This is a genomic window from Pseudanabaena minima str. Chao 2107, from assembly GCF_051131155.1.
In the GTDB taxonomy this organism is placed as follows: Bacteria; Cyanobacteriota; Cyanobacteriia; order Pseudanabaenales; family Pseudanabaenaceae; genus Pseudanabaena; species Pseudanabaena minima.
On record NZ_CP159508.1, the window covers coordinates 4,494,322 to 4,509,847 of the forward strand.

5 protein-coding genes are annotated in these 15,526 nt (G+C 46.1%); all 5 read left to right on the forward strand.

All coding sequences use genetic code 11. The features are described 5' to 3' along the window. The first annotated feature begins 674 nt into the window (after positions 1-674). The 5 genes from ABM313_RS20395 to ABM313_RS20415 all read left to right on the forward strand — a co-directional run bounded on the left by ABM313_RS20395 (position 675) and on the right by ABM313_RS20415 (position 15,488). Positions 675-6,830 carry a peroxidase family protein gene (locus ABM313_RS20395; RefSeq protein ID WP_434684985.1) on the forward strand — a complete coding sequence of 2,052 codons (6,156 nt, stop codon included), beginning with the start codon at positions 675-677 and terminating at the stop codon, positions 6,828-6,830. Between the two features lie 380 nt (positions 6,831-7,210). Then, positions 7,211-9,916 (forward strand): choice-of-anchor Q domain-containing protein, encoded by a 2,706-nt coding sequence (locus tag ABM313_RS20400; protein ID WP_434684986.1) that lies wholly within the window; start codon positions 7,211-7,213, stop codon positions 9,914-9,916. Between the two features lie 189 nt (positions 9,917-10,105). Next, complete coding sequence (locus ABM313_RS20405; protein ID WP_434684987.1) at positions 10,106-10,810, forward strand: peptidylprolyl isomerase; 705 nt, start codon at positions 10,106-10,108, stop codon at positions 10,808-10,810. A gap of 90 nt (positions 10,811-10,900) precedes the next feature. Then, positions 10,901-13,849 (forward strand): peptidase domain-containing ABC transporter, encoded by a 2,949-nt coding sequence (locus ABM313_RS20410; RefSeq protein ID WP_434684988.1) that lies wholly within the window; start codon positions 10,901-10,903, stop codon positions 13,847-13,849. Positions 13,850-13,940: 91 nt separating this feature from the next. Then, positions 13,941-15,488 (forward strand): HlyD family efflux transporter periplasmic adaptor subunit, encoded by a 1,548-nt coding sequence (locus ABM313_RS20415; RefSeq protein ID WP_434684989.1) that lies wholly within the window; start codon positions 13,941-13,943, stop codon positions 15,486-15,488. The last annotated feature ends 38 nt before the right edge of the window (positions 15,489-15,526 follow it).

The window sequence follows — 15,526 nt, forward strand, 5'->3', positions numbered from 1 at the left end:
AATATCCTTTTTGAAGGGTTGTTTTTTTTGATATTACATATACTTAACTCTATAGCTATTCAAGAAAATATTAGATGTTGAAAATAAAGATATAACTTGCAGGATAAGTATACACAAGGCGATGTACGACTTACTTTTATCTGTTTAGAAGCTCAGTAAAACAACATTTATTAATAACTCGCTGATAACTTTCAAATAACTTTTAAGTAACCTTTTGCTAACTTTTAAGTAACCTTTTTATAACTTTCAAGTGATTTTCTGATAACTTTCAAGTAACTTATTGGTAACTTTTAACGGTTGAATTTCTCAGCAAATTCAGCATTAATACATTCATTCGCTAAACCTAGCGTGTAATTAATTTTGTAAAATAAATCACTCAAATCTGTAAATTTGTACCCTCACATGAACATGATTTACGGATTTATATTTGAAATTAATTGTGCCTAGTTGCTATTGCCTTGCTCTTGGAAAATCTATTGCGATACTTCCATTCTCTTCAGAATTACTGTTAAAAATACTCTCCGTATCTCCATTCCCTGTGATTTTTGTTGCTGATTTCTTGGGAATTACGATGAATTTTTTATCGTTTTGTTTATTGAGAATAGACAGTACTTTGCTTGACCTCTATCTACATCAATCTTCAGCAAATTTATTGCAGTCAAAGGTTTAACGTTATGGCATCTAGTTTTATCGTCAACAAAGCAGACCTCGAAAAAATCCTGTTTCAAATCAAGATTGCTGAGGATAGCTCCATCGGCTACCAGTCAGTGTTGGAAACTAAGACAATTCTTCAGTCGATCATGGATGCGTATGGTATTTCCGCCGCCAATGCAGCGCAGTTGCCTGCTGGTCTGCGCACCGTCGATGGCACCTTCAACAGCCTCATCCCAGGGAGGAGCACGATCGGTGCGGCAGACACGCTATTTCCTCGCTTGACCGATCCAGTGTTCATTAATGATGCTGATGGCGACCAGATGTCGTTTGGAGTTCCAGGTGCGCCAGTCATCACAAATAATAACTACGATCTCCGCCTTAGTACAAACCCACCTGGAGTCAATCCAGCTAGTGTTGCTGATGCCGATCCGCGCATTATTTCCAATTTGATCTCGGACATGTCTGTCAACAACCCAGCGGCGATTGATGCCTTCCTAAACAACCCCTTGTCGGTGGCGTACTACGAAGAGAAGTATGGGGTTGCACCGACTGCCAACAACCTCACGAACGAAGACCTCCAGGTTCTTCTTAACCTCTCTCCAGACATCGGGTTATCGTCTGGGTTCAACTCTTGGATGACCATCTTCGGTCAATTCTTCGACCACGGGCTCGATCTCGTTACCAAAGGCGGCAACGGCACAGTATATATTCCACTACAGGAGGACGATCCCCTGGTTGCTGGAGCCGATGGCATTTTCGGTAATGCTGACGATCTCCCGCCGCAGCTCCGATTCATGGCGCTGACCCGCGCGACAACAACGATTGTGGATGGTGTTCCGCAGCACGAGAACACGACAACCTCATGGATCGACCAGAACCAAACCTACACCTCTCATGCCTCGCATCAAGTGTTCCTGCGCGAATACAAGAGGGTAATCCTCACAGGCGACGGAAGCGTCAACACAGCCGTGACGATCGCAACTGGTAAATTACTTGATGGTTCGCTTGCAGATTCGATCTCCAACTGGGGTGAAGTCAAGGCGAATGCTCGGATCAATTTGGGCATCATCCTCAGTGATTTCGATATCCACAACGTGCCACTGCTGCTGACTGATCAATATGGCAAATTCATTCCAGGAGCCAATGGCTATGCTCAAGTAGCCACTACCACTGGCTTTGTTGAGGGAACAGAAGCAGGCTTGGTTCTGCCTGCCAACACAGTTCGCACTAACCACGCATTCCTCGATGACATTGCCCACCATGCAGTACCTGGATTCTATAGAAACAGTTCAGGAGAGCTAGTCCCACAAATTGCGGACACAGATCCTGGTGTCGGCGACGATAACGATGCTACGACCTACGACGATGAAATGTTGAACTCACATTTCATCACGGGTGACGGACGAGGCAATGAGAACATCGCGCTGACCTCAGTTCACTCCATCTTCCACTCCGAGCACAATCGTCTCGTCGAAGCAAATAAGGCAACCATTCTTGCGTCGAACGATCTGGCGTTCCTAAATGAGTGGTTGCGAATTGACGTTGCGGCAGTTCCGACCGACCCCAGTGATATTGCGAATTTGGAATGGGACGGCGAACGTCTATTTCAAGCTGCCCGCTTCACCAATGAAATGCAATACCAGCATATGGTGTTTGAAGAATTTGCTCGTCGCATTCAGCCGATGATCGATCCCTTCGTCTTCAACAACAGCCCCGAAATCGACCCATCGATCGTGGCGGAGTTTGCCCACACGGTGTATCGCTTCGGACATTCGATGCTAACTGGCACAGTTGATCGCTTAGACAACAACCTGTCGACCGTCAACGGAGAGCCAGATCAGAAGACATTGCTGGCAGCGTTCCTCAACCCACAGGCCTACATCGAAAGCGGAGCGGATATAGCAACCATCAACGCCAACCTAGTCCGAGGCTTGACCCGTGACGTAGGCAACGGGATTGACGAGTTCATCGTGGACGACTTGCGTAGCAATCTCTTGGGACTGCCGCTCGACCTTGGTGCGCTCAACATTGCCCGTGGTCGTGAAACTGGCGTTCCGTCGCTCAATGAAACCCGTAGGCAACTTTACAATAGCACTGGCTTAGCTGACCTCAAGCCCTACACCAGCTGGGTTGATTTTTCCTTGAACGTCAAAAACCAGCTCTCGATTATCAACTTCATCGCGGCTTACGGTACACATACGAGCATCACCTCACAATCATCCGTTGCTGGCAAACGTGCGGCAGCAGAGGAACTCGTCTTTGGTGTTGATGCAAACGGCGTTCCTTCTACCATAGCCGATCGCCTAGATTTCTTGAATGCCACAGGCGCTTATGCTGGAGGTGATCTGGGTGGACTCAATACTGTCGATTTCTGGATCGGCGGGCTTGCCGAAGCGCATCCTGAATTCGGCGGCATGTTGGGTAGTACCTTCAACTTTGTGTTTGAATCTCAGATGGAGAACCTGCAAAACGGCGATCGTTTCTACTATCTGAGCCGTACTCAGGGCATGAACTTGCTCAACCAGCTAGAGCCTAATACCTTCGCCGACATGGTGATGCGCAACACCGCACTCGGCGACAAATATGCCACCCATTTAAATGGATTTCTGTTCGTCACACCAGACCATATCCTCGAGCTAGATCGGGGCATTGCACAGGAAGACTATAACGGGAATGTCGCTGGCAAGGATCCGCTTGGAGGTACTCTCTTTAATCCCAAAGTTCAGCGCGACTACACAGGCAGCAGCATCGTCGATGGAAACCACGATTTCGGCGGTACTCTAAGGTTTACTGGTGGCGAACATGTAGTGATCGGCGGTACTGAAGGTAACGACAAACTATACAGCGACAAGGGTGACGATACCCTATGGGGCGATGGTGGCAATGACTACATCAATGGTGGCGCTGGTGCTGACAACGTCTTCGGCGGCGAAGGCGACGACATTATCGAAGATCCATTTGGGGATGATATGTTGCGCGGTGAACAGGGCAACGATGTCATCACCAGTTCGCGTGGCTTGGATCTGGTATTCGGTGACCAAGGCACAGACTATATCGTACTTGGTCAAGATGGTAGCGAAGTTTTTGGTGGTACTGACGACGACTTCATCCTTGGTAGTACTGGCGGCGACTTTCTACTCGGCAATGAGGGCAGCGACTGGATCGAAGGCGGAGCTGGCTTCGATACACTGGCAGGTGACAACTCGGAACTGTTCTTCAACAGCCCAATCCTCGGTCATGATGTGTTGTTCGGTCAGGGCGACGAAACCGACTACGACGCAGAATCAGGCGACGATATCATGGGTTCTGGCGCGAGTGTCTACCGCTATGAAGGCATGTTCGGCTTTGACTGGGGCATTGCTAAGTACGACAACTCGCCCATTAAGTTCGACCTGAATTTCAATCTTGCTGCTGTCGGCACTCCAAACGATGTCTTACGCGATCGCTTTGATAACGTGGAAGCATTATCAGGTTGGAAGAATAATGATGAACTGTTTGGCGACGATCGCGGTCATGTTGCAGGTGCATCTCCCATCGCTTTCGATCCCGTCACCGCAGACCAACTGTTCTTCAGCACTTTGCCGTTGGCTAATGCTCCTGCTGGGGCGATCGATGTATTGTTCAACAACTTGCTAACCAACGAAGGTGTTGATCGGATCAATGGCTTTAGAACTTGGTTTGGCGGTGCAGCAGTTACGCTCAACACCGTGACTGGTAATGGCGCTGGCGACACCTTCTTCCGAGATGGCAATATCCTTATGGGTGGCGACGGCAACGATATCATCAAGGGACGTGGTGGTTTCGACATCATTGATGGCGATGCTTGGTTGAACGTGCGGATTAAAATCGACATCAACGGCACGATCTATTCTGCTGATTCGATGAGCACGGATACCGCCGTTATGGGCCAGTATGCAGGCAAGGTCTTTAACACCAACCCAGACGGCAGCCCAAATTACAGCAGTCCAGCCTTTGGCGGCGCATCGCTCACCTCGTTGCTGCTGAACCGAACCATCAATCCTGGTCAGATGACCATCGTCCGCGAGATCTTGACCGACAATACCGACCTCACAGGACTTAACAAAAACATCGACACCGCCGTCTACCAAGGCAACTTCGCAGAATATGAAATCGAGGGCTTTAATACGCTCGGTCGGGCAACCGATGTGGATGGCGACGGTTTCATCTATGTTCGCGATCTCGACAACGGTGTCACCCGTCCTCCTGTTGTTGACCCTGCAACGGGCATTGCTAGGAGAGTATCTGACGACACCGATCTGATCAAGAACATTGAGCAGCTCCAGTTCGCCGATGTGACCATCCGTCTCGATGTTGTAGCGCCAACCGACATTCAGTTTAACAGTCTGGCTCCAGCAGCAGGAAATGCATTTCCTCTTGCAGGTGCGACGATCGCAACCCTGAGTACGACGGATGCCAATACGCCCACGGGATTTGAATACTCGTTGGTTTCGCAAACATTGGCTAATGGGAATCCTGCTGCAGTCTTTGCCGTAAGTACGACAGGTGTCGTCACTACCACAGCCAATATGGTTGGAAATCAGATCTACACACTTAACATCAGATCTACAAATACAACAACAGGCGCTTTCCGCATTGAGACCTTTGAGATCAGAACTGGTGGTAATGGCGGAGGCGCTGATGCACTCACCGTAAATCCAGTGACCAACTTTGACAACATCATGTATGGCAATGCTGGCAACGACACGCTCAACGGTGGCACTCGCAACGACAACCTTTTCGGTCAAGATGGTGCTGACACGCTCAACGGCGGCGATGGCAATGACAACTTAGTTGGCGGTGCTGGCGTTGACACACTGAACGGCGGCGATGGCAATGACAACCTAGTTGGCGGTACTGGCAGCGACATTGTAAACGGTGGTGCTGGTGACGACACGATCCGCTATACGGTTGATGCCGACGCAACCGACACAGTAGATGGTGGTGCCGACAATGATACGCTGGTACTCTCTGGACGCGCTGGCATTCTCAACGAAACCCTTGTCGTGACATACAACGGAATTGTCCTCACTGCCGTGGAAGGTGGCTCAGTGGTCAATGTTGAGTCTGTAACCGCAGATCTTGGGGCTGGCACGGATACTTTGACCTACTCTGCGCCAAGCGGAGTCACAGTCAATCTCTCTCTCGGAACTGCGTCTGGCTTCACCTCGATCTCTAATATCGAGAACGTGACCAGTAATGGTGGAGCCGACAACCTCACGGGCGATGCTAACAACAACGTCCTAAGCAGTGGTGGAAGCAACGACATCCTGAGCGGTGGTGCTGGCAATGACACAATGAATGGAGGCACTGGTACTGACACAGTCGTGGAATCTGGCGATTTCAACTTTACCCTGACTAATACCCAACTGACAGGTAACGGGACTGATACCCTAACCAGCATCGAACAGGCGATCTTGACTGGTGGTAATAGTGACAATATCTTTAACGTAGCTGGTTTCGGCGGTACTGTCACCCTTGATGGCGGTATTGGCAACGATACCTTTACCCTCAGAACTGGAGCTGGTAATGACACGATTAATGGAGGTGCTGGCACTGACACATTAATAGAATCAGGGAATGTTAACTTTGTCTTGACCGACACTACCTTGACAGGCAACGGTACGGACACGCTAATTTCCATCGAACTGGCTACTTTGACAGGCGGTACTGGTGGCAACACCATTAACGCATCTGGTTTCAGTGGTGCGGTTACCCTCGATGGCGGCGCAGGCAACGATTCCCTAACGGGCGGCATCGGTAACGATACCCTCTTTGGTGGTACTGGCAACGACATCATCGTCGGTGGTGCTGGTGACGACACCTTAACGGGTGGTGCTGGTAACGATACCCTAACGGGTGGTCTTGGAAGTGATAAGTTTGTCTACAACCTCTTCACTGATCGGACTGATACTATTACCGACTTCAACACTGCTCAAGACACACTTGACATTCGTGGGGTGCTTGCCGCTGCTGGTTATGCTGGTACGAATCCGATCGCTGATGGTTACGTTCGGTTCCTTGGAGTTGGCGCTAATACACAAGTCCAAATTGATACGAATGGTATTGTTGGAGGTGCAAACTTCGTGAATCTGGTTACCCTGAATAATATAGTTAGTGGAGTTGGATTGACTCTTGGCACTAACGTTCTAGCTTAGTTCAGTTTTCCTGATTGAAAACTGACTGATTGAGAATCTAACAAATGCCATAAATTTACCGTCCTTCAGAGCAATCTGAAGGACGTTTTTTGATCGGAATATTCGCAAACAAAAATTTATACCAATTCACGAAAGTGTTGCAACACTTTTGTGAATTAAAACCCAAACCCAGTAAGGGTTTTAAAAACACAAAATGGCGTAGCCATTTTGTGTTTCGGTATTATTGGTTCGGATTTAAGCACCATGAGCTGTAGGCTCACAGACTTCTCTTGCCAGAGTGATTTTAGGGATTTTGAATTGTTTGATCGAAAGAATTTAGATTTGCAAAATAGATGAACTTAAACTAAAATCAGGACGGGTAGTTCAGAGTGGGTTTTACGATGAAATTAGTCTTAGGATGTTATAAAAAAAATGTTGCGGCGGCTTGTATTCTGCAAGGAATTGCGCTTCTATCCATACCATTACCATTCTTCGCAGATTCTCTCTCTGCACAACCAATTACAACTGCCACAGATGGAACGAATACCGTCGTACTGCAAAATGGACAACGCTTTGACATTACAGGTGGAACTCAAGCAGGCGAAAATCTTTTCCACAGCTTCCAACAGTTTGGACTGAATCAGGGACAAATCGCCAATTTCCTCAGCCAACCAAATATTCAAAACATTCTCAGCCGCGTTGTCGGTGGCAACCCTTCCGTAATTAACGGGCTAATTCAACTCACAGGCGGGAATTCCAATCTCTACATCATGAATCCCGCAGGAATAATATTTGGAGCCAACGCCAGTTTAAATGTCCCAGCAGCTTTTACCGCTACGACAGCATCAGGAATCCAAGTTGGGAACGGCTGGTTTGGCATTAATACCAGTACCAACGATCTAAAAAATCTCACAGGTTCTCCCAACGCTTTTGCTTTTACGAATTCCACCGATTCAACCGATTCACTTTCTATGACTGAAAGAACAGGTGTAATTCTGAATCAAGGAAATCTCTCGGTTCCACAGGGACAAAGCATTACGCTTGTGGGTGGAATTGTTGTCAACACGGGCACAATTACCACACCCAATGGCAAGATTAATATCATCGCTGTGCCTGATGGAAAATATGTGAGAATCACACCTGTAGGTGGAGTTCTGAGTTTAGATCTGCCGATCGCAGCACAACAAGAATTGGGTGCGACTCCACCTCTCACAGCTGTGGATTTGCCCAAACTGCTAACAGGTTCGGGAATTATAACACCAACAAAAGCTGGTGATGCGATCGCATCGGGAACTTTGAATGTGTCAGGCGATCAGGGCGGTAACATCCAGATTTTAGGCGATCGCATCAACTTGGCTAGTGCAAATATCAATGCCTCTGGACTCAATGGAGGCGGCACGGTATTAATTGGTGGCAACTATCAAGGAACTGGCACAACACCCAAGGCACAAACTACAACTGTAGATGCGAATAGTGTCATTAACGTTGATGCTTTGATGAATGGAAACGGTGGCTTGGCGATCGTGTGGTCGGATGGTAAGACGATCTTTGATGGCACGATTACAGCAAAAGGTGGTACTCAAAGCGGTAATGGCGGACTGATTGAAACCTCTGGGAAAAATGATCTTGTGGTTGGCAATACTGCAAGGGTAAACACTTCGGCGTTCCAAGGCGAAACGGGCACTTGGTTACTCGATCCGACGACGATTACAGTCGTAGCAAGCGGTGGAATAGATGCAACCGTTGCAGCAGCAAATGCAAACCCTGTCGCTAGTACGATCGACAGCGCGACGATCGTGGCAGCTCTCAATGGGGCAAATGTCAACCTGATCGCCTCGAATGCGATTACAGTCGATGCTGCGATCGATACCGCAACCCCAAATTTCACAGGAGCCTTGATCCTAAGCGCACCCACAGCCAATCTGAACGCTCCAATTACATTAAGAGCGGGAATTCCACTCACAGGTACTGCGACTACGGTGAATGTGGGAGCAGGTGGTAGGGTGCAAAATGGAGTCGATGTCGCGGTGGCTGGTGCGACGGTAAATCTGGCTGCGGCAACCTACACTTTGACAAACACGGTTACGATTGACAAAAACCTGACACTAAATGGCGCAAGTTTGCCTAGCTCGACCGTTAGTGGTAACAATGCCGTCCGAGTCTTTACAATTACGGGTGGCAGCAATGTCAATATGAATAACTTGACCGTTATTAATGGAAACCATCCAATAAGTGGAGGTGGCATTCTAGTCACGGGAGGATCGACGCTAAATCTTTCCAACAGTACCTTCACTGGCAACAATACGCCAGGATTTGGTGGCGCTCTTCGCAACGAATTAGGGAATACGATCAATATCTCAAACAGCACCTTTTTTGGCAATACGGCTGGAATCAACGGTGGTGCTCTGAACAATCAAGGCGGTACTTATACGGTTAATAGCAGCACCTTTTTTGGCAATACGGCTGGTTTCGGTGGTGCGATTAACAACTTTTTAGGCACGATGTCGCTCTCCAACAGTATTGTTATCGGAAATAATTCACCTAATGGACAAGAAATCAGCACAGGTATCGGTGGCAGCACTCTCACTTTTACTGGTCCAAACATTATCGGCATCAATGGCGTAAGTGGCATTAGCGGTATCGGTACTGTTGGTGGCGTTACGCCAATTACGCCGACTGGCGCGGCTAGTACGGTGATTAGTACTACGCTTGCCAACAATGGCGGTCCCACCCAGACCTTTGCTCTCGTTTCTGGTAGCCCTGCTATAAATGCAGGCAGCAACGCAGGTGTAGCTGCTACCGATCAACGCGGCTTACCCCGTATTTTTGGTGATCGAGTCGATATTGGTTCATTTGAGTCTCAGCCCACATTAATATTTCCTGAGGTATTAAGATCCTCTACTGAAAATGGCTTTGCTGGTGTCTATCCCAGCCGTGAGGACGTGAATGGGCGCATACCAAGGTTAAACGAGCAAGATCTTGCCGATTTTTCAGAGATTCTCTGTTTTGATTCTTCTATCGTCAATCTTCAGAATCCCTCGATTCCAGTTTGCAAAGAATATAGACGCTGTTGCTCAATTGACGAAATCGAGAAATCTTGGAAGTGAGAAAGGCTATGTAACAATATGTTTGCAAACTAAAAGCCCGCTAAATTCGGTTTCAAAATCTGAATAGTTGCGTTAATGCAAGATCCACTTGTCGTGAAATATAGATTCATAGTTTAATGTTATTTTCACTCTTAGATCTTGTAGCAATTCTTTAAATGATAATTTTCTCTGACAATCATGGTGAGTTGCTTGACAATTGATAATCTCAAAATTGAGGAAGGGAATTTTGGCGAGCTTTTAGCGATCTATCGCTTGTTACCAAATTTTAAGCGAGAACTAGCGATCGATCGTGCGATCGCTGCTATTAACCTTGAGCCTGAAGAAATTAATCTGGCTCTGCAACAATTTCTGCAGCGCTATAAGTTAGTTTCGCAAGAAGCAATCCAAAATTATTGTCAGGCTTATAGTCTTACTGATGAGCAACTAAAGGCGATCGCTCTACGCGAGTTTAAGGTCGAAAAATTTAAGCATCAGAATTGGGCAAATCGTCTCGAATCAACTTTTCTAAATCGTAGAACCAGCTTAGATCGGGTGATCTATTCACTGATTCGCCATAAAAATCCTGAGCTTTTGCAAGAGCTATTCTTTCGGATTCAAGATGGTGAACAGACTTTTGCAGAGGTTGCATCTCAATATTCTCAAGGTGTAGAAGCGCAAACAGGTGGCATGATTGGACCATTATTGCTTAATAAATTGCCTCCCGTAATCGTGGAGAAATTGCGCCATAGTCTTCCCCAGCAAGTCCATCCACCTTTTCCTTTAGAAGAATGGTTTGTGATTTTACGACTAGAAAAATTTATGCCTGCTCAGTTTGACGATCAGACAACTCAGTTGCTTCTCAATCAATTGTTTGAAGAGCTTTTACAAGAGGAAAATTCGCCGAAAAAATCCTGATGATGATTAAACATCTTCATGGTTCTCTGTGAAAATCATTGTTTTTAAAGCCTTGCTTTTGCTCCTTCAGCTCCTTATAAGTTAACGACTATGTTTGCCAATAGTAATGCTATCCAAGATCTCATTGAGCGTATCCCCTTATTCCAAAATCTTGATCACTCGATCGTCAAAGAAATAAGCGATCGCCTTCAGCCCTTGCGCTATCGGATGGGACAGTTGATACTGCGTCGAGAGACTATGCCAGCGCAAGTATTATTTCTATGGGAAGGGCAAGCAAGGCTATTGGCGCAAATACCAAAGGCGACATCACCTAGGACTTTAGAAACCCTTAAAACTGGCGCGGTAATTGGATGGGCGAGTTTGATCCGTGATGTACCCTGCGAAACGGCGATCGCTTCTGTTGAAAGTACTTTTTTATCCTTAGAAGCAACAGATTTTTTACAACTTTGCGATCGCTATCCTACTTTTAAGAAGGCTTTTATCTCCCAAGTTTCACCAGCAGAAGTATTTGATCTATTTGCGATCGAGATGGATCGCCGTGCTCAGTCTCCTAAAGATTTTATAGAGCAAGCTCGCAATTCATGCCAAGATGCGCGAGTTCTGACTTTACCTGCGGGGAAAAATTCAATCCCGCCGCTTGATCCTGACTTTGTATGGCTCGTTAGCGGTGGACAAAATATCACAATTCCTTTGGGAACAAGAGTTGAACCAAATCGCACTGTTTTTGAGATTCCAGAGTCTAGCTATTTGCGTTTAATTGGTTTGCGCGATGATTTTGCCGTTGCTACGGAAATAGTAACCGAATTACCAGCCCATCCTACTGCCTTCGATATTCCCTATGCTCCTGATTTGCCGACTGTTAGCGATCGCGGCAATCATAAGCCTCAAGACTATCCATATATCTATGGGCGTGGTCCCATTGATGCTTCAGTGGCTTGTTTTGAGATGTTAGCTAAATATTGGAGTATGCCCTTTAATCGCCATGTGATCAAACGAGCGATCGTCAATCAATATGATCGTTCTCAAAGCATCTCTTTGCAGTTATGCGGCATGATCGCTGAGCTAATGGGACTAAATGGACAGTTAGTAACGATTCCTGCCAGTGCCATTAGTCAGGTTCCGACACCAGCTTTATTACCTTGGCAAGATACCTTTGCGATACTTTACAAAACTAGCGATCGCGAGCAGATACTAGGTATTCCTGAACAGGGAATTGTCATTAAGAAAACTGCTCAATTTGCCGATCTTTGGGGCGAATCGGGACAGATTTTAATCATTCAGCAAACCAAGGATACTCCTCAACAAAAATTTGGACTATCTTGGTTTTTGCCATCCCTTAAGCGTTACCGCAATCCTTTAATTACCGTTTTGGTTGCCTCCTTCTTTGTGCAGTTATTGGGATTGGCAAATCCTCTGATCACCCAAGTGATTATTGATAAAGTAATTCTGCAAAACTCCCTGCCATCCTTAAATATTCTGGGCATTCTTCTCTTAACGATCGCCTTTTTTGAAGCTTTAATTACCGCACTGCGAACCTACTTGTTTGTAAATACAACTAATCGCATTGACTTAACCCTCGGTTCCGAAACCATTGATCATCTGGTCAGATTACCTTTGCGCTATTTTGAGAAGCGATCGGTGGGAGAACTATCGAGCCGCATCGGTGAACTGGAAAATATTCGTCAATTTTTGACAGGAACAGCTCTTACCGTTGTCCTTGATGCGGTATTTTCCTTCGTCTATATCGTGGTGATGATTTGCTATAGCTGGCTCTTGACTTTGGTAGCTTTAGGAACCGTACCATTGTTTGCATTGCTAACCTTTATCGTTGCCCCGATCGTCAGGACGCAGCTTCGCAGTAAAGCTGAACGTAATGCTGCAACTCAGTCCTACTTAGTGGAAGTTGTGTCAGGTATTCAGACTGTTAAGGCGCAAAGTATCGAGTTGCAGTCACGGTGGGAATGGCAACGTCGTTATGCTCGCTATGTTTCCGATGGATTTAAGACCGTCGTAACTTCCACAACTGCGGGTTCCATGAGTCAGTTTTTAAATCAATTTTCTAACCTGTTACTGTTATGGGTTGGGGCTTTCTTGGTACTTGATGGCAAGCTATCTCTAGGACAGCTAATTGCATTTCGGATTATTGCGGGTTATACGACATCGCCTCTTTTACGTTTGATTCAACTTTGGCAAAACTTCCAAGAAACCGCACTCTCATTGGAACGCCTCAGCGATATTATTAATCATCCTCAAGAGCAGGAAGAAGCAGGTCGGCGCAATATTCCCATGCCTGCAATTAAAGGAGCAGTACGCTATGAGAATGTCAATTTCCGTTTTAATCCCAATGGACCGTTGCAGCTAAATAACGTTAATTTAGATGTTCCTCAAGGTCAATTTGTCGGCGTTGTCGGCACTAGTGGAGCGGGTAAAAGTACCCTGACTAAGTTAATGTCGCGGCTCTATGAACCTGAGGCTGGTCGAATTTTTATCGATGAGTATGATATTGGCAAAGTAGAGCTGTATTCATTGCGGCGACAGATAGGTGTCGTTTTGCAAGATACCTTGCTATTTGATGGTACAGTGCAGCAAAACATTGCGTTGACCAATCCTGATGCTACACCCGATGAGATTGTGGCTGCCGCACAAACAGCTTGCGCCCATGACTTCATTATGCAACTGCCTCAAGGTTACGAGTCACGAGTCGGTGAGCGGGGAGCTTCTCTTTCTGGTGGACAAAGACAAAGGATTGCGATCGCCCGAACTATTCTGCAAAAGCCGCAATTACTAATTTTAGATGAAGCGACTAGCGCTCTCGACTACAATACTGAGCGTCAGGTCTGTCTAAATCTTGCAGAGGAGTTTCGCGGACGCACGGTTTTCTTTATTACCCATCGCCTTGCTACGATCCATAGTGCTGACTTGATTTTGTTAATGGATAAAGGAAGGGTTGCTGAACAGGGAACTCATTTAGAATTAATGGCTTTGCAAGATCGCTATTTCTGTTTATATCGCCAACAAGAAGCTGCAGGTGATTCTTAAAACCCAGAAGTGAGTGGCGGCGCTTTGCGCCGCCACTCACTTCTGAGTTTTAGCACATTGAGACTAACGATAAAATAAAGGTAAAAAGATCATGACAAATAATAACGGCAATCAACCAACTCCAAAATTAGCAAAGATCTCTCCCGAAGATATGGTCTCTAATGATGGTCTGGAGAAACCTACTAGCGCGATCGTCAAAAAAAGTGATTTCGATCAACCCTTAGCCTTGAGTCAGTCACCTAAATGGATTCCAGCAATTTTATGGACATTAGTTGGCTCAGTGACGGTGGCAATTATTTGGGCTTCCGTAGCAAAAATTGAAGAATCAATCCCTGCTCAGGGCAAACTCGAACCACAGGGAGCAGTTAAGGAAGTACGTATTCCTGCTAATGGTGTACTGAAGGAAATATTAATTAAAGATGGACAGAAAGTCACAGAAGGCGAAGTACTATTGCGGATTGATGAAACTGTAGCGAAGTCTCAGCTTGAATCATTGCAAAAATTACGCAAAAATCTCCAGCAAGAAAATCAGTTTTATCGAGAAGTCCTTAATGGGAAAACTTCAGAAATTGATGGAGCTACAGTGAGTGCTGTCCCTGTAGAATTTTTTGCCCTAGCTCGAAATCGCGAAGCCTTAATGACAGAAATGCAACTGTATCGGATGCAGGTTAATGGGAGTGGTGCAAATTTAACAGGCGATCAGCAGGATCGTCTCATCGCTTCAAGAGCCGAATTAGACTCGCGATCGCAAGCTGCTGAAGCAAATATTGCTCAATCGCTCGAACAATTAAATCAAACTCGGATTAACCGCGCTAGTAAAGCAAACGCCTTGGCGATCGACACCAAAATTCTTGGCGATCTAGAAACTGCTGTTAAAGAAGGAGCGATTTCCCGTGTCCAATACCTCAAACAACAACAACAGGTAATCGCTTTGGAGTCAGAAATTCAGCAGTTGTCACTGGAAGAGCAGCGAATTCAGTCAGCGATCGTTGAGGGACAAGCCAGACTAAATAATACCTTTGACATTACTCGCAAGGAGTTGACTAGCCAAATTGCCGACAATACAAAACGTATTGCTGAAATCGATAGTCAATTTACTAAAGCCTTAGTGGACAATACTAAGAGACTTGCAGAAATAGAAGGTCAAATCCAGCAAGCAGAAGTGATCCTCAAAAATCAAGAACTCCGCGCACCAGCATCTGGCACAGTATTTGACTTGAAAGCAGGACTAGGATATGTAGCAAACCCGAATGCTGGTGAAGTTGTCTTAAAAATCGTGCCAGATGAGATGCTCATAGTGAAGGTGTTTATTGGCAATCAAGACATTGGTTTTGTGAAAGAAGGAATGGCTGTAGATGTCAGAATTGACTCTTTCCCTTTCACCGAGTTTGGCGATGTGAAAGGAAAGTTAATCTCGATTGGTTCGGATGCTTTACCCCCTGATCAAGCCAATCCGACCTATCGATTTCCTGCAAAGGTGCAGCTTGAGAAGCAGTACCTAGAGACGAATGGACGCAAAATCAATTTGCAGTCAGGCATGTCTCTAACTGCAAATATCAAAATCCGCGATCGCACAGTCATGAGCCTATTCACAGATTTCTTTGTCACAAATACTGAAAAGCTTAAATTTGTCAGATAAAAGTACTTGAACTGCTGGCTAAGCATATATTTAATCGC

Coding starts and splice junctions, on each gene's coding strand:
- ABM313_RS20395 (WP_434684985.1), top strand. CDS start 675: ATGGCATCTAGTTTTATCGTCAACAAAGCAGACCTCGAAAAAATCCTG.
- ABM313_RS20400 (WP_434684986.1), top strand. CDS start 7,211: ATGAAATTAGTCTTAGGATGTTATAAAAAAAATGTTGCGGCGGCTTGT.
- ABM313_RS20410 (WP_434684988.1), top strand. CDS start 10,901: ATGTTTGCCAATAGTAATGCTATCCAAGATCTCATTGAGCGTATCCCC.
- ABM313_RS20415 (WP_434684989.1), top strand. CDS start 13,941: ATGACAAATAATAACGGCAATCAACCAACTCCAAAATTAGCAAAGATC.